A 17,469-nucleotide genomic window follows, 5' to 3' on the forward strand; every position below is an offset into this window, starting at 1 on the left:
GAATCAAATGTTAGGTATTGAGTGACGTATCACTAAAGGAATTAACAAATATATCTGTGGCAATAATTTTCAAAAATATCCCAAATCAAATAAACTGCATATGGTTATGCAGTTCAGACTGTGACAAAAGGAATTGAGAAGTTCACACTCGATTCCTTTTGTCATTTTTTTACTTTCTTTATGTTTAAAAATGGTAATTTGATATCCCATAAAACAGACTCTTCAAGTATAAGAACTCTTTTAAGCCGCCAGCCACGTCCAAGTAGCTAGTTTCTTTAAATTCATGACAGCAAGAGTTAGTATCGCCTGCATGGACAATTTTTCAGACCTCTAGGTTGTCCATCGCATACCATTGCATCGGCAAAGACATGCTCAATCGTTTCTTTACGCTTGCATAAATTTGTTTGACGTCATAGGAATGGCGTAAATGTTCAGCTTCCTCCACATACAGTTCCCAAGTATGGCGTTGAATGAGTTTTTTGTGATTCTTACTTTCAGTACATTGGGAAGGCTTGACACTTCGCACAAATCAAAGGTTTCGATGTATTAGCACCTCAAAATTTACTTTTCAACATCCTATATAGATGGGGCACTTTATGTAGAAGTTGATGGGAACGAAGGGCGGTGACTCCAGCGGGAAAAGCGGGAAAGACGAGATCCTGGACTGAGCGAAGCGAGGGAAGCAGCTCGACCCCGCCCGCGGAAAGCGTCCACCCGTAGTGGAAATCAACGGCTTTACTTTATTTCATTGAGTTTGTCTACAGTCTGAACTGCATATGGTTATGCAGTTTTTTTATGTAGGAATTATTTGGCAAGCCCATTTTGAAATGCATAGACAACAGCCTGTGTACGATCCTGCACTTCTAGCTTTGCTAGAATATTGCTAACATGTGTTTTCACAGTTTTTAAAGCAATATATAGCTCATCGGCGATTTCCTGATTGGCTTTGCCCTGTGCCATTAATAATAGGACTTCCATTTCACGGTCAGTAAGTTGCTCGTAAAGAGGTGTATTATTGCCGTTGCGCATACGGTGCATCATTTTAGATGTGACTTCTGGCTCTAAAACCGTTTCGCCACCCATTGTTTTACGAATGGCTTCCGCAATTTGTTTAGCATTAGATGTTTTTAAAATATAACTTACTGCTCCTGCCTCTAATGCAGGGTAGACTTTGTCATCATCTAAAAAGCTAGTCACCATCATGATTTTTGCCTCAGGCCATGCCGCTAAAATTTCTGCTGTTGCCTCAGCACCAGTCATAATGGGCATAACATTATCCATTAAAATAATATCAGGCTTTAAGGCAAGAGCACGCTCAACTGCTTCTTGCCCGTTTTCAGCCTCACCAACAACTGTAATATCAGGCTGTGCGGATAAGTAAGCTGAAACGCCTATACGCACCATTTCATGATCATCCACTATGAGTACTTGTATCATTACTATTGACCTCCTCCTTATGTAGTGGAATTTTTACTTCGACAATCGTTCCTTCTTCAGGGACTGACACAATTTTGTATGTGCAGCCTATTTCAACTGCACGTTCAGCAATATTTTGCAAGCCGTAAGAAGTGGATTTATCGGCTTCTACATCAAAGCCCAAACCATTATCTTGAATGCGTAAAATGGCTAAGTCATCTCGTGCAACAAGCAACAATTCAACCTCACTTGCTTTGGCATGTCGAAGTGTATTAGAGAGGGCTTCCTGGGCAATGCGGAATAAGTGATCTTCTTCTGCTTTCGTTAATGCCATTTCTTCTAGCTCATATTCAATATGAAAGTAAACCTTTTGCTGAAGCTCAATAATTAATTCCTCTAAGCCTTGCGCAAGCGTTTTATTGCGGAGTGCAACAGGGCGTAAGTGTAACAGTAACGCACGCATTTCGAGCTGTGCTTGTTGTACTATTTTTTCCACTTGCTTTAAACTAGTCGCATTTTCGTCACTTTCAGTTAAAGCAGAAAGCAACATGGAGGCCGCAAACAATTGCTGCGACACAGAATCATGTAATTCTCTAGCCAGACGTTGACGTTCAGCAACGATGCGTTCCTGAATAATTTTGTCATGAGCTTCTGCACGTTCATTGGATAAGCGCTGTAGGCTTTTACGCTGTGTATCTATTAATTCACTTGTTTGAATAAGTGCTTTTTTTAATGGTTTCGGAAGGGCTTGCTTTTTAGAAAGTACAAAATCAGGCTCAATTAACTGTTTGACAATTTTTGTTGCTTGAGCCTCTCGGGCACGAGCAGTCATACTAATCCAACTGGCAAAGAGGAAGCTTAGAGCAAATAGGCTGACTACAATAATTCCGCCAAGAGGAAAATTATTATAATTTTGTCGCCATAAAGGTTCCCAAGCTTTTTCATCAGGATTTCCCCATACGGCAACAAGCAATCCGAATGTAGCGCTCATTAAAATGAAAAATAAGGTAAATAATCTTGAGATAAAGGCAATCATTTACGCAGCACCTCCAAATCTCCAAGCCATGTTGCAACATGAATAATTAATATGCGTTTTGCATCCTCTGGATTTCCATCAGAAAAGCTAACACTTTCATTTAAAATACGTTGTGGGCCCACATGTAAGCAAGTAAGCTCACCGAATAGGGTAGTATAGTGTATACGAAAAGGTATTTCATATGGGACATAGATTTGTACTTTACCGATACCTTGACGAATCGTAATTAGACTTGTGCCAGCAGGCAAAATCGTTTGAGTCGTATCCACTGTAATATCCCCTGCTAAACGTTGAATCTGCACATCTTGCCATTTGTATGCCTCTGTTGGTGCTTGGATGGTGCCAATTAAGTCGTTTTTCGAAGTAGATAGTTTTTCAAAAAGCTCTGCACCGACTATTTTTGGTTCATTTTCTCGTTGTAAGTATTGATAAAGCATATATAAGAGCATTATGACAATGAATAGACGGAGGCTCCACATTGTGAATAATGCAATCGCGATGAAGAATATGCCGGTCCATTTAAAAAAGCGAACTTTTTTAGAAAAGCTTAAATAAAGCAGTACGGCCCCAATCAATAAACAAAAGGCGCCACCATTATTAAAAATAGTAAGCTCCACAAAAACGAGTAAAAAGAAGCATAGTACCCAAAATGTGAGCTTATTTGTAGTGAAATTCTGCAAGAGGGTCACCCTTCTTTCTACTAATAGTATAAAAGAGGGAATGGGACCCTCTGTTTTAAAACGTGAAAGAATGCGCCGGCTAGCGAGGGCGCATTACTTCCATTATAACATGTTATTTATTTTCAATTAGCAGTGGAGAGCTTTCCTCTGCAGCTTTTTTTTCTAATTGTGCCAATCTTGCTTCAAATGTTGTAACTTCATGATCTTTGTCAATTTGATAAGCTAATTTATCAATATAAGCTTCCAAATCTTCAAAATTTGTTTTATTGTTTTTGGCAATCATACCGTCCATTTGATGATGGGCACGCGTGACGTTTTCTTTGCCCATTAACTGTAATTGACGAACTTTCATGTCTTTAATTTTATGTTTCATTGTTTCGAATTTACGCTCTAGCTCGAAATATTCACGTGTACTTGCTTCGATACTCGCTTGTAACGTATGATTACGGGCAGTGTAAGCTGTCACTTCATCCATTGCAAAATCAATTAAATCTTGCTCGCCACTAGTTTTCGCTAATGTCAGTTGAGATTCACGTTTAGCAAGTAAATCTGCATTTTGTTGATATTCTTGCTCAAGCTTTTCTTTTAATTGTCCTTGACGTTCTAATAATTTACCTGTTTCTTCTGTTTGTTTTTCAGCTTCTCGGATGTACTGATTTAACATAGCAATTGGATTTTTTTGTTCCTTCTTATCAAATAACTGATGTAAGTCTGCTTCTACTGTATATCTAAAACGTTGAAATAAATTCATATTTATTCTCTCCTTTTATTTTGTTAAATTTGACCATTCTTTTTCGAAGTTTGTAAATGGATCTTCTTCTTTTTTACCTTCAATTGTTGGGATTTTTACTTCTTCGCCATTCCATTTTTTATAAATGACATAGACAATAGCGATTGCTGCAAGACCAATCATTGCAGGAATATTAGATACTGCTGATAGAATACCGATTAAACCAACCGCAAACCAAAAGATTTTACCGAAATTTGACTTGCTTGCCATGTAGAAATGCATCCCTAGTGCTACAAATAGTCCGGAGAATAATAAGCCTGCCAATGGTCCGATTAAGGCAAGTGCAACACATGCTGCGATAACGCCTCCAGTTAATAAAAGAAATTTTCTCATTTGTTTTAGCTCCTTTCGTTTGTACCTTTATGTTACCTATTATCAAGATTGTCTAAAACGGACTCGAAATTGATTTTCTACTAGGTCTTGAGGCTGAGAACTATCTAAGCTGCAACAAAAGAGGATTTTTGGCGTACCCAATGAGTAGATATTGCTTGTTTTTTAGGAAAAATAGCCGTTCATTTTTAGAGAAAATTATCATCTGCCATAAAATAATTTTTAGATCCTAAACTAGAAGCTTTTCGACAAAAATAGAAGATGAAAGCTTCCTCCGTTTGACAAATTAACAAGATGGGATGAGCTATACTTATGGAAAATAAACTGAGCGAAGGAGGATTTCTGGTGAGAACCTATTCCATATATAAGATAAAAGAAGAGCATTTAACGTTTATTTTTGGCAGAGAACGAAAGTTATTAGAGATGATGCAAGGCTGTGAAGACGCCAATGAGAAATCCTTAAAAGAGCTTGCGTATATATGTGAATCCGTTCGTTTTGATGAAATAGCAGCAATGTTAGAGCATCAACTTGATTCCAAATATGCACATTTAGAAAGAGCTCGTAATGCTTTGTTTTTAGAACATCCGATAAAAGGCAAAATGGCTATTTATTTAGTCGATCGTAAGATTTGTGTTTATTGTGAAGGCTCACGAATGCTAGATTTAGATTTATTTCAAATGCTTGCCAAGATGAGTGAACGATTTATAGCTTTCAATAAACAAGATAATGAATGTGGGTGGTTGAAACCTATGAAGTATACAATGCACTAGGAAATTTCACTACAATATATAGTAACATGCTATCATTTGGTGTATAATGGAGCGTGGAGAGTTTTTTCTCGGTATATTGTAGTGGAGGAGGTTGGTTGTATGCCTACATGGGGCTGGATTATTATCGTAATTATCGCATTAGCAGCGGGAGCGGCACTTGGTTTCTATTTCGCTCGTCAAGCTATGATGAAATATTTAAAAGAAAACCCACCTATTAATGAGCAAATGATTCGTATGATGATGGCACAAATGGGTCGTACGCCGTCTGAAAAGCAAGTACGTCAAATGATGGCACAAATGAATAAATTCCAGAAGTAATTTGGAATGTTCCGAGCAACTAGTTCAAGCTTAACTAGTTGTTTTTTTATTTTTGATAGTATTTAAATAATTCTTAAAAATCATACAACTCTATCGGGAAACTATGTATAATGGAGTTACTATACGGAAGGGAGTTGTGTATATTGCAAAAAGAAAAAACAAATGTAGAAAGTTTTGATCTAGATCATACAAAAGTAAAGGCACCTTATGTTCGTTTAGCAGGTGTGAAAACGGGCAAAAATGGCGATGAGGTTTATAAATACGATATTCGCTTTAAACAGCCAAATAAGGAGCATATGGAAATGCCTGCATTGCATTCTTTGGAGCATTTATCTGCTGACATTATCCGTAATTACTCTGATCATATTGTTGATTTCAGTCCAATGGGTTGTCAAACAGGCTTCTATGTGTCCTTGATCAATCATAATGATTATGAGGATTTATTAGCTATTTTAGAGAACACATTTACAGATGTGACAAAGGCAACCGCAGTGCCTGCATGCAATGAAGTGCAATGTGGCTGGGCTGCTAGCCATAGTTTAGAAGGGGCCAAAGCATTAGCGAAAGAGTTTTTAGCGAAACGTGATGAATGGCATATTATTTTTGAAGATTAAATAAAATAAAAACCTTGCGAGTAAAATAACGCAAGGTTTTTCATTGCCCTAAAAATGGAATGGAATGACATTCGAAGAAGAAGAATCCTGATTGATTTTTTGATAAATAAAATTGTCTAAAAAATCATGAATTAAATCCTCATATTCATCCATATTTTCATTAAAGGATTGTGCATGTGCCCCCGTATCAAAAAGTTTTAATTTTTTTGGACCGGTTTTTTTATTGTAGAGATCGAGTGACATGGAAGCTGGAATAAACGTATCTGGAATACTATGGATAAAGAGCACAGGTTTTTCAATATGTGTGACGGCTTCGGCAGGTGTTACACTTTTAAATGAGTAGCCGTCCCGGAGGCGGACAAAGAAATCGGCAAAACGGATGGGAATAATAGAGCCATATTTAAATTCTGTTTTGGCTATTTGCTTGAGCAACATGGAAAAATCGGAGAATGCACAATCTGAAATATAAAAATCAGCACCATCTTCCACCGTACCTGCATAAAGTAACATTGTTGCTGCACCCATAGATTCCCCATGAATACCTAGTATTGCATCCTCACCGATCATGGCTTTTACTGTATTAACTACAGCATCAAGATCATTTTTTTCATAGTGACCATAGCTAGTTGTTTTGCCACCAGATTCGCCATGACGCCGATGGTCAAAGATAACTGAATTATAGCCTAGCCTTTCAAATAGCCGAGCGTATTTGACGGAGTTTATTTTATTTTCTGTAACGCCGTGACATATGATGATGGTGTTATTGGTTTGTAACGGCTGAAACATAATTCCTCTAATTGTGTAGCCATTTGGAGAATCAATATTAAGTTCGCATTTCAAGTTTTTATTGTACCAAGCCTCATCAAAACGTTTGGCAGTCGTTTCTCGTTCACGAATAAATTCTGGATCTTTTTGTTGAATATACATTAATTTATTGGAAAGCGCGAAGCCGAACAGACCAGTAGCTGCAGCGGCAAGCGTTGTTGTAATACCAGAGAATAAAAGCATCTTCTTTTTCATGATAAAACACCTCCACATGCTATTTCTTATTTGTAATGTTCCCAACTGAGATTGTTTAAAACACGTCAACATTTTACAATAACTTTGGCAAAACTGCGATTATTTCTATTATCGAAAATCGTCAAAATATTTGTTAAAATATACATATCTGCTAGTAGCATATGCAGCAGTGTTGATTTTTGAACGGGGAAAAGGGGAGAATGGACATGATAAATGAGGTAGTAATCGTGAGTGCTGTTCGAACAGCTATAGGCTCATTTCAGGGGACATTAAAAGACGTACCAGCTGTAACTCTAGGTAGTATTGTTATTAAGGACGCTTTAGCACGTGCAGGAGTAGCTGGGGAACAAGTCGATGAGGTCATTATGGGGAATGTGTTATCGGCTGGTCTTGGACAAAATCCAGCTCGTCAGGCAGCGATAAAAGCTGGTTTACCAAATGAGGTGTCAGCACTAACAATTAATAAAGTTTGCGGATCAGGTTTAAAGGCTGTGCATTTAGCGACGCAAGCTATTTTAGCTGGTGATGCTGAAATTATCGTGGCTGGAGGCTTTGAAAATATGAGCCAAGCCCCTTATGTTTTAAAAAATGCGCGTGAAGGCTTCCGAATGGGCGATCAAAAGGTTGTGGATACTATGATTCATGATGGTCTATGGTGTGCATTTAATGATTATCATATGGGCATTACAGCTGAAAATTTATGTGATATGTATGAAATTTCGAGAGAAGAACAGGATGCTTTTGCAGCACGTTCTCAGCAACGTGCAGAGGCAGCAATTGCAGCTGGTAAATTTGAAAATGAAATCGTCGCTGTCGAGATTCCACAGCGTAGGGGAGAGCCTATTGTATTCGACAAGGATGAATTTCCGCGTGCAGGCGTGACAGAGGAATCTCTAGGTAAGCTACGCCCAGCATTTAAAAAAGATGGTTCCGTAACAGCGGCTAATGCTTCAGGTATTAACGATGGAGCTGCGGCAATTGTTGTGATGTCTAAGAAAAAGGCGCAAGAGCTTGGTATTCAGCCGATGGCGATTATTACAGCCAATGCAAGTGCGGGAGTAGATCCTGCAATTATGGGAACTGGTCCAGTTAAAGCAGTCCAAAAAGCACTGGCTAAGGCAGCAACAACTTTAGAAGAAATCGATGTGATTGAAGCAAATGAAGCTTTTGCAGCACAATCGATTGCTGTTGATCGTGAATTACGCTTTAATCATGATAAACTAAATGTAAACGGGGGCGCGATTGCTCTTGGTCACCCAATTGGTGCAAGTGGAGCTCGTATTTTGGTCACACTCTTACATGAGATGGAAAAGCGTGATGCAAAAATAGGCTTAGCCACTTTATGTATCGGAGGTGGTCAAGGCGTAGCCACAGTAGTGAAGCGTCCTTGATGTCAATAAGAAGGTGAATGAAATGGGAAAGAAACGAAAACAACAGAAACAGACAAGCAATAGCATGACAGCAAGCTTGCCAAAGCAGGAGGCAGTCACATTGGCAGACCAACTAGGTGGCGATGTGCTAGCTAAATTAAAGGCGGCAAAGCAAGATTTATCCATGAAAGAACAGGCTGCAGAAGAGGAACGCCAAGCTAAACTAGCTTTTGAACGTAAGCAGCGAGAAAAAAATAAATCATTTGAAGAATTACTAAATGAGTATGGCGATAAAGGCACTAAATATTAACAAGAAAACAGTGAATTCACACTTGTGGAATCACTGTTTTTAATTGTAAGTAGAAAAGCAACAAATCATTTTGCTTCCCCTCAAATTTTAGAAAAAGCAGGGGCTACCTTGTATCAAGAAACTGAGTTTTTGATTATTGAAGATTCCTTTATTGATTTATATAAAAGACAAAAGGCTAATATAGTGCCTTTTGTCTTTTATTTTTCAACAATTTCCTGAACACAGCAACAGCACTAACAAAAATAATAGCTCCAGCTGTATCAACAAGCACATCTTGGCCGCTCATTGTACGACCTGGTGTAAAGCTTTGACGAAATTCATCAAGTATAGCAATAAATGCTGTTCCAGCAATAGCAATAGTTGCTGCGAAACGGTGTTTACCCCAAGCAAAGTATAACCCAAGCGCAATGCAGCCAAATCCGATAAAATGTGTTAGTTTACGAATTAAAAATTCGACAAATGGAAAATAACCACGTTCTTCAACTGATACGACTGTGTCCCAATAAGGGATTTTTAAAAAGGATAGTTGTTTTTCAAAAGGTTTATCTGCTAATAAATTTTTAAGCTCTGGTAAAATACTTTGTTGTTCGTAAGTCATACTAGAGGAAATAATTAGCACAACTAGACAGATGATAAAAATCAACCACTTTTTCATCGATGTTCTACATATTGTTCATTTTTTGTTAAAGTGTTTGCTGCTTCCAAGTCGGTTATAGCAGTCATGCTTTCATAGGCAGAGAGGGTCTGTGCTAGTTGCTCCTGTGAGCTTGCTCCAATTACTGTAGAAGCGATTGCAGACTCTTTTAAATTAAAAGCCAGTGCCAGTGCATGTAAATTATTATATTGTGAAGCTAAACTTGTTAACGTTGTTGTTAACTCTTCTGAAGAATAGTTGTTAAAACCTTTTACTCCCTGAAGACGTTGCTGCCAGCTATTTGTTAATAAGCCCTTAGCCACTGTGCCACGTGTTACAACAGAAGCGCCTTGGTTCGCAATAAAGTCAAACCACTCCTCGGGGCGGCGATCTAAAGCACTATATTGCATCATGACGCTTTTAGCTGAACTTGCAGGTAAAAAACGTTGCAAAACGTTTGGACGAATCGAAGAAATGCCATATTCTCGAATAAGTCCTTCTTTTTTCAAGCGCTCAAAAGTGTCGATAATCCCATCCCAATCATCTCCGATTGTACCACCGTGTAACTGATAAACATCAATGTAGTCCGTTCCTAATCGTTTCAAACTAGCATGAATAGCTTGTCTTATATAGGATGGCGAAGCATCCCATTGCCAGCCTTCTGCACCTTCAGTCCAGCGATTACCTACTTTTGTGGCAAGGATAATCTCTTGACGACGTTTCCCTAATGCCGCACCTAGGATCTCCTCATTCGTACCAAAATCATATAAATCGGCAGTGTCAAAATAATTTATGCCCGCATCTAATGCCATATCGACAATAGCTGCTGCTTGCTTTTTATCTGTGGAAAGTGACATGCCTCCTAAACTAATTTCTGAAATGAATATTTCACTAGTGCCTAGCTGCCTCTTTTTCATGAAACGACCTCCTTCGATTTCTCTACTTGTAATGGTACAATGAACATATCTGAAGGACAAGCGAGGTTATCGTCTATGAAAAAGTTTGAGGAAAAAACGACAAAAACGACACCCATCTATGACGGAAAAATTGTAAAGCTACAGGTTGATGATGTCATATTACCAAATGGTCAGGTTGCAAAGCGTGAAATTATCAAGCATCCTGGAGCGGTTGCGGTAATTGCTGTGACGGATGAGGGTAAATTAGTGTTAGTGGAGCAATATCGAAAGGCACTTGAACGTTCTATTGTTGAAATTCCAGCGGGGAAACTTGAACCTGGTGAAGAACCAGCGATGACAGCTCGCCGTGAATTAGAGGAAGAGACAGGCTACGGCGCGCATAGCCTTACATACTTACAAACATTTGCAACGTCACCGGGGTTTGCAGACGAGATCATTCATCTATATGTAGCGAAGGATTTGTATATCATCGACAATAAAGCAGCGTTAGATGAGGATGAGTTTGTCGAACTTTTAGAAGTTTCGTTGGAAGAAGCACAATCAATGGTGGGGGATCGACGTATTTTTGATGCTAAAACTGCATTTGCTGTACTTTGGCTTGCTACCTATTTAGAAAATAATCTTTAGCATAATAGAGACGGACGAGCATAAGCTGTACAAACCTTGATAGAAAAGGAGCATGTTTATGTCTCGTACGGTGTCTATATTTTATCACGCTTCCATCATTGCAGTTAGCTTTGTTTGTGGCGTTATTTTCTTTCATATTTTTGGTGGATCGAAAGCGGAACCGTTTATTTTATTTATAGAACCTCGTTTAGCTGATGGGGACAGGCATTCGATTTTTCATTTAGTGCTTCCTGTTGCCATTTCCATAGGTCTTGTATTAATACTAGCAACTCACAGTGTGTTAAAAATTTTAGTACGTGTAACTGTAGCCATGCGTGCAACTTTTTTTGGCTTTAGTTCTGTATTTTTATTACAAAAACTTGAAGCTTTTTGGCTTTATACGATTTGGTGGTTTCCATTTCAGCTTATCTATTGTATATTGTTGCTAGTCCTATGCAATTTACTTGTACCCGCTTGGTCAAAGCGAAAAATCGGGAAACAAGTATCTGGTCGGACAATTTTGTTGAATTTTATCGCATTTTTCATCATAATAGTTGCTGAGTTTATTGTTGTTTCATATGTGTTAAAATGATGGATTTAATAGACAGAGATTGTGATCAGATAAAAAAGTAAAAGCGTGTTAGAAATCTATTCACTATCTTGTAATAGGATTTACTCCTTTGGTATAATGGAAAGAGTTTAGGGGGGCGTCACATGGAGAGCCGAATTGATCGTATAAAAAAACAGTTGCATAGTGCTAGTTACAAGCTGACGCCGCAGCGAGAAGCAACAGTTGCTGTCTTGCTTGAGCACGAAGAAGACCACCTAAGTGCTGAGGATGTATATCTTTTAGTAAAAGAAAAAGCACCAGAGATTGGTCTAGCGACTGTTTATAGAACGTTAGAATTATTAACTGAGCTCAAAATTGTCGACAAAATCAACTTTGGCGATGGCGTGTCGCGCTATGACCTACGCCAAGAGGGAGCTGCCCATTTCCACCATCATCTAGTTTGCATTGAATGTGGAGCTGTTGATGAAATTCAAGAAGATTTACTTGAAGATGTGGAAGCCGTTGTTGAAAAGCGTTGGAACTTTATCATAAAGGATCACCGACTAACTTTCCACGGCATATGCTGGCGCTGTCATGATAAAAACGACGAATCGAATGAAGAAAATTAACGAAAAGCTGTCTGTTTTAATCTCTAGTATAGATTAAATCGGGCAGTTTTTTGTTTTTTTATGAAATAATCATCCTTATTATCGTTGGTTTATGTCGAATGGAGGGGGCTTTAGCACATTTCTAATAGCCATGCTAAAATAGAAAATAATTGACAGTGAGGGGGCGTTGTGATGAATGAATTTCAATACGCAGTAGAGGATTATATCCATTTTATCCAAGTGGAACGGCAATTATCTGTTAATACATTAGCATCCTATCGCCGAGATTTAGAAAGCTATGTAAATTTTTTGCAAAATGCAGAGGGTATGGCTAATTTTAACCATATAGAAAGAACGACCATACTACGACATTTAGAGCAACTACGCGTACAGGGGAAGACAAGCCGTACGATTGCTCGCCATATTTCATCTATTCGTAGTTTTCACCAATTTTTACTACGAGAAAAGCGTGCTGAATCAGATCCAACGGTCCATTTAGAAATGCCAACAATTGAGCAAAAATTACCGAATATTTTATCTATAGAGGAAATCGAAGCCTTATTGACTGCGCCGAATAGAAGTAAGCCACAAGGTATCCGTGATTTAGCGATGCTGGAACTATTATATGGTTCGGGTATGCGAATCAGTGAGCTTATAGCCTTAGATTTAGCAGACCTTCATTTAACAATGGGATTTGTTCGCGTATTTGGGAAGGGTGGAAAAGAAAGAATCATTCCACTTGGCAAAAGTGCTTTATCAGCCATAAGTACCTATTTAAATAATGCTCGTGGTCAATTACAGGGAAAATATCCAAAAACTGATGCGTTTTTTATTAATCAAAGAGGGAAACGTTTAACAAGACAAGGTTGTTGGAAATTAATGAAGGAGCATGCTTTAAAGGCAGGCATCCAACATGAGTTAACACCACATACATTGCGTCACTCTTTTGCTACTCATTTAGTCGAAAATGGGGCTGATTTACGTGCTGTACAAGAGATGCTAGGTCATGCAGATATTTCAACAACGCAAATTTATACACATATTAGTAAAACAAGATTATCGGAAGTATATAAGCAATTTCATCCACGTGCTTAAAAATTTCAGAAAATTTTTTTCGGTCGGATGTCTGACCTTTATTTTTCGCATTTTTTTGGTAAAATAGAGTCATGAGATTGGAGGCAATAATGATGAATAAACCGTTTAACAAAATCCATGTCGTTGTAATGGACTCTGTAGGTATTGGTGAAGCGCCAGATGCTGCAAATTTTGGCGATGTAGGAGCACATACATTAGGACACATCGCTGAAAAAATGAATGGGCTTACAATGCCAGTAATGGAGTCAATGGGTTTGGCAAATATTGAGCCGCTGCAAGGAATGCAAGCGACAAACGAGCCGAAAGCATACTATGGGAAAATGCAAGAAGCTTCTGTTGGGAAAGATACGATGACAGGGCATTGGGAAATTATGGGGTTAAATATTGATAAGCCCTTTAAGGTGTATCCTGATGGATTTCCTGCAGAGTTGATTGCTGAGCTAGAAAAACGTACGGGTCGTAAAGTACTCTGCAATCAACCAGCGAGTGGTACGCAGGTTATAGAAGATTTCGGTAAAGAGCATATGGAAACTGGAGCAATTATTGTCTATACATCAGCTGATCCGGTATTACAAATTGCTGCACACGAGGAAATTATACCATTAGAGGAATTATATAAAATCTGTGAAATTGCGCGTGAATTAACATTACAGCCCGAGTATTTAGTCGGTCGTGTAATCGCACGTCCATTTATAGGTACGCCAGGGGACTTCTCCCGTACTTCAAATCGACATGACTATGCGCTGAAGCCATTTGGTCGTACAACGATGAATGTCTTAAAGGACGCGGGTTTAGATGTAATTGCAATTGGTAAAATCTCTGATATTTTCAATGGTGAAGGTGTCACAGATGCTGTACGTACTAAAAATAATACGGATGGAATGGACAAATTTGCTGAAGTTGTCCGCCGTGATTTCCATGGAATGAGCTTCCTAAACTTAGTAGACTTTGATGCTAATTTTGGACACCGTCGTGATCCACTAGGCTACGGACAGGCATTGGAAGAATTCGACGCGCGACTGACAGAAGTTACGAGTGCAATGTCAGAGGATGACTTATTAATTATTACAGCAGACCACGGAAATGATCCAACCTTCCACGGTACAGATCATACACGCGAGTATGTACCGTTAATTGTCTATTCTCCACGTTTTAATGGTGGTGCTGAACTAGAGCTTCGTGAAACTTTTGCAGATATTGCAGCTACAGTGGCTGAGAACTTCCAAGTAGAAGCACCAGCATTTGGTAAAAGTTTCTTACAAGAATTGAAATAGGGGGTTTTTCGAATGAATATGGTGCAATTGTTTGAAAAGAAAAAACAAGGATTAGAGCTCTCACAAGCTGACATTCAGTATTTTGTTGATGGCTATACGGCAGGTTCCATTCCTGATTATCAAGCAAGCTCACTCTTAATGGCGATTCGACTTCTAGGAATGTCTGATGATGAAACGTTTTATTTAACAAAAGCAATGATTGAATCAGGGGATGTCATTGATTTAACGTCTATTGAGGGTTTTAAAATTGATAAACACTCAACAGGTGGCGTTGGTGATAAAGTCACACTTGTAGTCACACCTATAATTGCATCTCTAGGAATTCCGGTAGCTAAGTTTAGTGGTAAAGGTCTAGGCATTACAGGTGGTACAATCGATAAGTTAGAGTCCATCCAAGGCTTCAAAACAGAGCTTTCCTCACAAGAATTCATTGATAATGTCAATCGACATAAAATTGCAGTTGCTGGGCAAACAGGTAATCTTGTACCAGCCGACAAAAAGTTGTATGCATTAAGAGATGTGACAGGCACGGTGGATTCGATCCCATTAATTGCTGCATCTATTATGAGCAAAAAAATCGCTAGTGGTGCAGATGGTATTGTGCTAGATGTTAAATGTGGTTCAGGTGCGTTTATGAAAACGCAAGAAGAAGCACAGCGATTAGCTGATACAATGACAGCGATTGGGGAAAAACTTGGACGCAGAGTCGTTGCCCATATTAGTGATATGGATAATCCTCTTGGTAAAATGATTGGTAATAAGCTTGAGGTATTAGAAGCCTATGCATTATTAAGTGGTCGTATGGAAGAAACACATGAGGATTTACTAGATGAATGTGTAGTCATTGCTTCTTTAATGTATCAAGTTGCCGCAGGTGTTGATGAAGCAGAAGCAACTGCCGCAGTTAAGCGCGTACTAGCAGATGGTTCTGCGGCTGCGAAATTTGAGGAGTTTATTGTTGCACAAGGTGGGGACGTATCAGATATTGTACAAAATGAAACGGCCCATAAAGTTTCAGTTGCGGCAGTGACGGAAGGTACTGTGGAAACGATTAATGCCCTTTTAGTTGGTGAAGCTAGTGTTAGTCTAGGTGCTGGACGTTTAACAAAGGAATCCACGCTTGATTACGATGCAGGCATTCAACTGGTAGCTAAAAAAGGCGATCGTGTAAAAAATGGGGATATTATTGCTTATTTATATGCCAATAACCAAATCAATCAAGATACAATTCTTAAAATACAGCAAGCTTATACAATTGTATAAAATTTCTTTTGCGAGAGCTCTCACAGACGAGGGTTCTCGTTTTTTTGTTGTTCCACCATTAAACCTATGAAATGTTTACATTTCGTATAAATTTCATATTGAGATAACTGCCGCTTGTTTAAAACACGTTCACTTATCCCATACTGCACGTAAACCTAAAAAGCTATAAGTATGTCGATTTGACACTATTTCAGAAGACTTTGCACTAGTTCTGTCAACCGCAAGGATTCAGCGTATTAAATGTGGAATTGCACGAGGAGGAGGCGATGTTCATGCATTTTCAATTAGAAATGGTCACAAGAGAGACAGTCGTTATACGTTTATTTGGGGAGCTCGATCATCATGCAGTAGAGCAAATTCGAGCGAAAATTTCTGCAGCAATTTTCCAAGGCACTGTGACGACCATCATTTGGAACTTAGAAGGGCTATCTTTTATGGATAGTTCGGGAGTAGGTTTAGTGCTTGGTCGTATGCGTGAGTTAGAGGCAGTTGCTGGGCGAACTATTTTATTGAATCCATCGCCAACCATGCGAAAAGTTTTTCAATTTTCAGGTTTAGGGCCTTGGATGATGGATGCAACAGAGGAACAAGCGATTGATCGCGTAAGGGGGATTGTAAATGGATAACGAAATGACATTAACTTTTTTAGCACTTAGTGAAAATGAAGCCTTAGCCCGTGTTGCGGTCACAGGCTTTATTGCTCAATTAGACCCAACTATTGATGAGCTGTCTGAATTTAAAACAGTTGTCTCAGAAGCAGTTTCCAATGCCATTATTCATGGCTATGAAGAGGATGGCAAGGGTGTTGTCACTGTTCATGCTAAACGTGAAGATGACGTTGTAACGGTGTCTGTAATGGATAAAGGGATAGGAATTGAAGATGTGAGTCAAGCAATGGAGCCGTTATTTACAACAAAAAGTGTAATGGAGCGCTCAGGTATGGGCTTTACGATTATGGACAGTTTTTCTGATCAGCTAACAGTCATGTCCAAGTGGCGAGAAGGAACAACTGTAACATTTACGAAGAAATTTTACACAGTTCGGACAGCGGTAATGTGAGGGTATCATCGTGAAGCCGTTAGAACAGTCGTCCGAAAAGCTTTTGTCTCAGGAGGAAATGCGTGATTTAATAGCACGCGCACAGCAGGGCGATCATGAGGCTCGTAAACGAATGGTAGAAGGCAATACGAGGCTTGTATGGTCCATTGTTCAACGTTTTACAACGAGAGGTGTTGAGCTCGAGGATTTATTCCAGATAGGCTGCATAGGACTCATGAAATCAGTAGATAAGTTCGATTTATCGTATGATGTTAAATTTTCAACCTATGCAGTACCTATGATTATTGGTGAGATTCAACGCTTTTTAAGGGATGATGGCATGGTGAAGGTGAGTCGCTCTATTAGGGAGCTGAACTTTAAAATCCGACATGCTACAGACGAATTTATTAAAAGGAATGAACATCCGCCAACGATTCAGGAGCTGGCTCAAGTACTTGGTGTGACAACCGAGGAAATTGTGACAGCATCAGATGCATTGAGAGATCCAGCCTCTCTACATGAGCAATTGTATGAAAGTGAAGGAGATTCCATCACATTGATGGATCAAATGAAGGATGAAAAATCCGAGCAACCATTTGATTATATCCCCCTTAAAGAAGTGCTTACAAGGCTTGAACCGAGAGAACAGTCTATCATTTATTTACGGTATTTTTCAGATTGCACGCAAACTGAAATTGCAAATAGGCTAGGCATATCACAGGTGCAAGTATCCCGTTTGGAGAAAAAAATTCTAGCTCAATTAAAAAGCTGGATGGCTACAAGTGCAACTGTGGAGCAAGAAGTAATAAAAAAAGACATCTAAGAAAAT

At 38.9% G+C, this 17,469-nt stretch carries 22 protein-coding genes and 1 pseudogene; 14 read left to right on the top strand and 9 right to left on the bottom strand.

Going from position 1 to position 17,469, the window contains the following annotated elements; genetic code table 11:
* Positions 1-240 precede the first annotated feature (240 nt).
* The 6 genes and pseudogenes from A2J09_RS22715 to A2J09_RS02080 all read right to left on the bottom strand — a co-directional run.
* A pseudogene (locus tag A2J09_RS22715) lies at positions 241-542 on the bottom strand (transposase); the annotation flags it as partial.
* 262 nt (positions 543-804) lie between these two features.
* Complete coding sequence (locus A2J09_RS02060) at positions 805-1,437, bottom strand: response regulator transcription factor (protein WP_031419087.1); 633 nt, start codon at positions 1,435-1,437, stop codon at positions 805-807.
* Positions 1,412-2,452 (bottom strand): sensor histidine kinase, encoded by a 1,041-nt coding sequence (locus A2J09_RS02065; protein ID WP_012293392.1) that lies wholly within the window; start codon positions 2,450-2,452, stop codon positions 1,412-1,414. Before A2J09_RS02065 ends, A2J09_RS02060 begins: the two co-directional genes overlap by 26 nt.
* A complete protein-coding gene (liaF, locus tag A2J09_RS02070) occupies positions 2,449-3,132 on the bottom strand; it encodes a cell wall-active antibiotics response protein LiaF (protein WP_031419090.1) in 684 nt (227 codons plus the stop codon). Before liaF ends, A2J09_RS02065 begins: the two co-directional genes overlap by 4 nt.
* Positions 3,133-3,244: 112 nt before the next feature.
* Entirely contained in the window at positions 3,245-3,883 is a 639-nt protein-coding gene (locus A2J09_RS02075) for a PspA/IM30 family protein (RefSeq protein ID WP_012293394.1), read from the bottom strand.
* Positions 3,884-3,898: 15 nt separating this feature from the next.
* Positions 3,899-4,255: a lmo0954 family membrane protein gene (locus A2J09_RS02080; RefSeq protein ID WP_012293395.1), complete on the bottom strand. Its 357-nt coding sequence runs from the start codon at positions 4,253-4,255 to the stop codon at positions 3,899-3,901.
* Between the two features lie 342 nt (positions 4,256-4,597).
* Between A2J09_RS02080 and sirA the strand changes: the two genes are divergently transcribed.
* From sirA to A2J09_RS02095, 3 genes are all read left to right on the top strand, one after another.
* A complete protein-coding gene (gene sirA / locus A2J09_RS02085; RefSeq protein ID WP_025114054.1) occupies positions 4,598-5,023 on the top strand; it encodes a sporulation inhibitor of replication protein SirA in 426 nt (141 codons plus the stop codon).
* Between the two features lie 99 nt (positions 5,024-5,122).
* A complete protein-coding gene (locus A2J09_RS02090; protein ID WP_004232154.1) occupies positions 5,123-5,341 on the top strand; it encodes a YneF family protein in 219 nt (72 codons plus the stop codon).
* Positions 5,342-5,451: 110 nt separating this feature from the next.
* Positions 5,452-5,955: an S-ribosylhomocysteine lyase gene (locus A2J09_RS02095; protein ID WP_051563191.1), complete on the top strand. Its 504-nt coding sequence runs from the start codon at positions 5,452-5,454 to the stop codon at positions 5,953-5,955.
* Between the two features lie 48 nt (positions 5,956-6,003).
* Here A2J09_RS02095 and A2J09_RS02100 read toward each other — a convergent pair whose 3' ends face one another.
* Positions 6,004-6,975, bottom strand: a complete 972-nt coding sequence (locus tag A2J09_RS02100; protein ID WP_012293398.1) for an alpha/beta hydrolase — start codon at positions 6,973-6,975, stop codon at positions 6,004-6,006.
* A 206-nt stretch (positions 6,976-7,181) separates the two neighbouring features.
* Here A2J09_RS02100 and A2J09_RS02105 point away from each other — a divergent pair, with 206 nt between their 5' ends.
* Entirely contained in the window at positions 7,182-8,366 is a 1,185-nt protein-coding gene (locus A2J09_RS02105) for an acetyl-CoA C-acetyltransferase (protein WP_139015318.1), read from the top strand.
* 22 nt (positions 8,367-8,388) lie between these two features.
* Entirely contained in the window at positions 8,389-8,655 is a 267-nt protein-coding gene (locus tag A2J09_RS02110) for a YqkE family protein (RefSeq protein ID WP_036161004.1), read from the top strand.
* A 175-nt stretch (positions 8,656-8,830) separates the two neighbouring features.
* Here the strand turns inward: A2J09_RS02110 and A2J09_RS02115 are convergent, their stop codons facing one another.
* Together A2J09_RS02115 and A2J09_RS02120 are read right to left on the bottom strand one after the other, a co-directional pair.
* Positions 8,831-9,310, bottom strand: coding sequence for a VanZ family protein (locus A2J09_RS02115; RefSeq protein ID WP_036161007.1), 480 nt, complete (start codon positions 9,308-9,310; stop codon positions 8,831-8,833).
* Entirely contained in the window at positions 9,307-10,206 is a 900-nt protein-coding gene (locus A2J09_RS02120) for an aldo/keto reductase (protein ID WP_012293403.1), read from the bottom strand. Before A2J09_RS02120 ends, A2J09_RS02115 begins: the two co-directional genes overlap by 4 nt.
* 75 nt (positions 10,207-10,281) lie before the next feature.
* On the opposite strand from A2J09_RS02120, the gene A2J09_RS02125 reads away from it, so the two are divergent.
* The 9 genes from A2J09_RS02125 (at position 10,282) to sigF (ending at position 17,463) form a co-directional block, all read left to right on the top strand.
* Complete coding sequence (locus tag A2J09_RS02125; protein WP_012293404.1) at positions 10,282-10,833, top strand: NUDIX domain-containing protein; 552 nt, start codon at positions 10,282-10,284, stop codon at positions 10,831-10,833.
* A 58-nt stretch (positions 10,834-10,891) separates the two neighbouring features.
* On the top strand, positions 10,892-11,404 hold the full coding sequence (locus A2J09_RS02130; RefSeq protein WP_031419104.1) for a hypothetical protein: 513 nt from the start codon (positions 10,892-10,894) through the stop codon (positions 11,402-11,404).
* A 122-nt stretch (positions 11,405-11,526) separates the two neighbouring features.
* On the top strand, positions 11,527-11,991 hold the full coding sequence (locus tag A2J09_RS02135) for a ferric iron uptake transcriptional regulator (RefSeq protein ID WP_008174639.1): 465 nt from the start codon (positions 11,527-11,529) through the stop codon (positions 11,989-11,991).
* Positions 11,992-12,162: 171 nt separating this feature from the next.
* Complete coding sequence (gene xerD, locus A2J09_RS02140) at positions 12,163-13,065, top strand: site-specific tyrosine recombinase XerD (RefSeq protein WP_012293406.1); 903 nt, start codon at positions 12,163-12,165, stop codon at positions 13,063-13,065.
* A gap of 92 nt (positions 13,066-13,157) precedes the next feature.
* Positions 13,158-14,339, top strand: coding sequence for a phosphopentomutase (deoB, locus tag A2J09_RS02145; RefSeq protein WP_031419107.1), 1,182 nt, complete (start codon positions 13,158-13,160; stop codon positions 14,337-14,339).
* 12 nt (positions 14,340-14,351) lie between these two features.
* Positions 14,352-15,602: a thymidine phosphorylase gene (locus tag A2J09_RS02150; RefSeq protein ID WP_012293408.1), complete on the top strand. Its 1,251-nt coding sequence runs from the start codon at positions 14,352-14,354 to the stop codon at positions 15,600-15,602.
* 272 nt (positions 15,603-15,874) lie between these two features.
* Positions 15,875-16,228 (top strand): anti-sigma F factor antagonist, encoded by a 354-nt coding sequence (gene spoIIAA, locus A2J09_RS02155; RefSeq protein WP_025114066.1) that lies wholly within the window; start codon positions 15,875-15,877, stop codon positions 16,226-16,228.
* The gene (spoIIAB, locus tag A2J09_RS02160; protein ID WP_031419108.1) at positions 16,221-16,661 is read left to right on the top strand and encodes an anti-sigma F factor; all 441 of its coding nucleotides are present in this window, start codon (positions 16,221-16,223) and stop codon (positions 16,659-16,661) included. The genes spoIIAA and spoIIAB overlap by 8 nt, the downstream gene beginning before the upstream one ends.
* Positions 16,662-16,719: 58 nt before the next feature.
* Positions 16,720-17,463 carry an RNA polymerase sporulation sigma factor SigF gene (sigF, locus tag A2J09_RS02165; RefSeq protein ID WP_206700923.1) on the top strand — a complete coding sequence of 248 codons (744 nt, stop codon included), beginning with the start codon at positions 16,720-16,722 and terminating at the stop codon, positions 17,461-17,463.
* Positions 17,464-17,469: the final 6 nt, after the last annotated feature.

The sequence above is a fragment of the Lysinibacillus sphaericus genome, assembly GCF_001629735.1.
Lineage (GTDB): Bacteria > Bacillota > Bacilli > Bacillales_A > Planococcaceae > Lysinibacillus > Lysinibacillus pinottii.

What these genes read in the sequence shown, in the direction of transcription:
- A2J09_RS02105 (WP_139015318.1), top strand. Translation starts at nt 7,182, where the DNA reads ATGATAAATGAGGTAGTAATCGTGAGTGCTGTTCGAACAGCTATAGGC.
- sigF (WP_206700923.1), top strand. Translation starts at nt 16,720, where the DNA reads ATGCGTGATTTAATAGCACGCGCACAGCAGGGCGATCATGAGGCTCGT.
- A2J09_RS02150 (WP_012293408.1), top strand. Translation starts at nt 14,352, where the DNA reads ATGAATATGGTGCAATTGTTTGAAAAGAAAAAACAAGGATTAGAGCTC.
- A2J09_RS02125 (WP_012293404.1), top strand. Translation starts at nt 10,282, where the DNA reads ATGAAAAAGTTTGAGGAAAAAACGACAAAAACGACACCCATCTATGAC.
- A2J09_RS02115 (WP_036161007.1), bottom strand. Translation starts at nt 9,310, where the DNA reads ATGAAAAAGTGGTTGATTTTTATCATCTGTCTAGTTGTGCTAATTATT.
- spoIIAA (WP_025114066.1), top strand. Translation starts at nt 15,875, where the DNA reads ATGCATTTTCAATTAGAAATGGTCACAAGAGAGACAGTCGTTATACGT.
- A2J09_RS02100 (WP_012293398.1), bottom strand. Translation starts at nt 6,975, where the DNA reads ATGAAAAAGAAGATGCTTTTATTCTCTGGTATTACAACAACGCTTGCC.
- A2J09_RS02090 (WP_004232154.1), top strand. Translation starts at nt 5,123, where the DNA reads ATGCCTACATGGGGCTGGATTATTATCGTAATTATCGCATTAGCAGCG.
- spoIIAB (WP_031419108.1), top strand. Translation starts at nt 16,221, where the DNA reads ATGGATAACGAAATGACATTAACTTTTTTAGCACTTAGTGAAAATGAA.
- deoB (WP_031419107.1), top strand. Translation starts at nt 13,158, where the DNA reads ATGAATAAACCGTTTAACAAAATCCATGTCGTTGTAATGGACTCTGTA.
- xerD (WP_012293406.1), top strand. Translation starts at nt 12,163, where the DNA reads ATGAATGAATTTCAATACGCAGTAGAGGATTATATCCATTTTATCCAA.
- A2J09_RS02130 (WP_031419104.1), top strand. Translation starts at nt 10,892, where the DNA reads ATGTCTCGTACGGTGTCTATATTTTATCACGCTTCCATCATTGCAGTT.
- A2J09_RS02135 (WP_008174639.1), top strand. Translation starts at nt 11,527, where the DNA reads ATGGAGAGCCGAATTGATCGTATAAAAAAACAGTTGCATAGTGCTAGT.
- A2J09_RS02080 (WP_012293395.1), bottom strand. Translation starts at nt 4,255, where the DNA reads ATGAGAAAATTTCTTTTATTAACTGGAGGCGTTATCGCAGCATGTGTT.
- A2J09_RS02065 (WP_012293392.1), bottom strand. Translation starts at nt 2,452, where the DNA reads ATGATTGCCTTTATCTCAAGATTATTTACCTTATTTTTCATTTTAATG.
- A2J09_RS02060 (WP_031419087.1), bottom strand. Translation starts at nt 1,437, where the DNA reads ATGATACAAGTACTCATAGTGGATGATCATGAAATGGTGCGTATAGGC.
- A2J09_RS02110 (WP_036161004.1), top strand. Translation starts at nt 8,389, where the DNA reads ATGGGAAAGAAACGAAAACAACAGAAACAGACAAGCAATAGCATGACA.
- A2J09_RS02095 (WP_051563191.1), top strand. Translation starts at nt 5,452, where the DNA reads ATGGAGTTACTATACGGAAGGGAGTTGTGTATATTGCAAAAAGAAAAA.
- A2J09_RS02075 (WP_012293394.1), bottom strand. Translation starts at nt 3,883, where the DNA reads ATGAATTTATTTCAACGTTTTAGATATACAGTAGAAGCAGACTTACAT.
- A2J09_RS02120 (WP_012293403.1), bottom strand. Translation starts at nt 10,206, where the DNA reads ATGAAAAAGAGGCAGCTAGGCACTAGTGAAATATTCATTTCAGAAATT.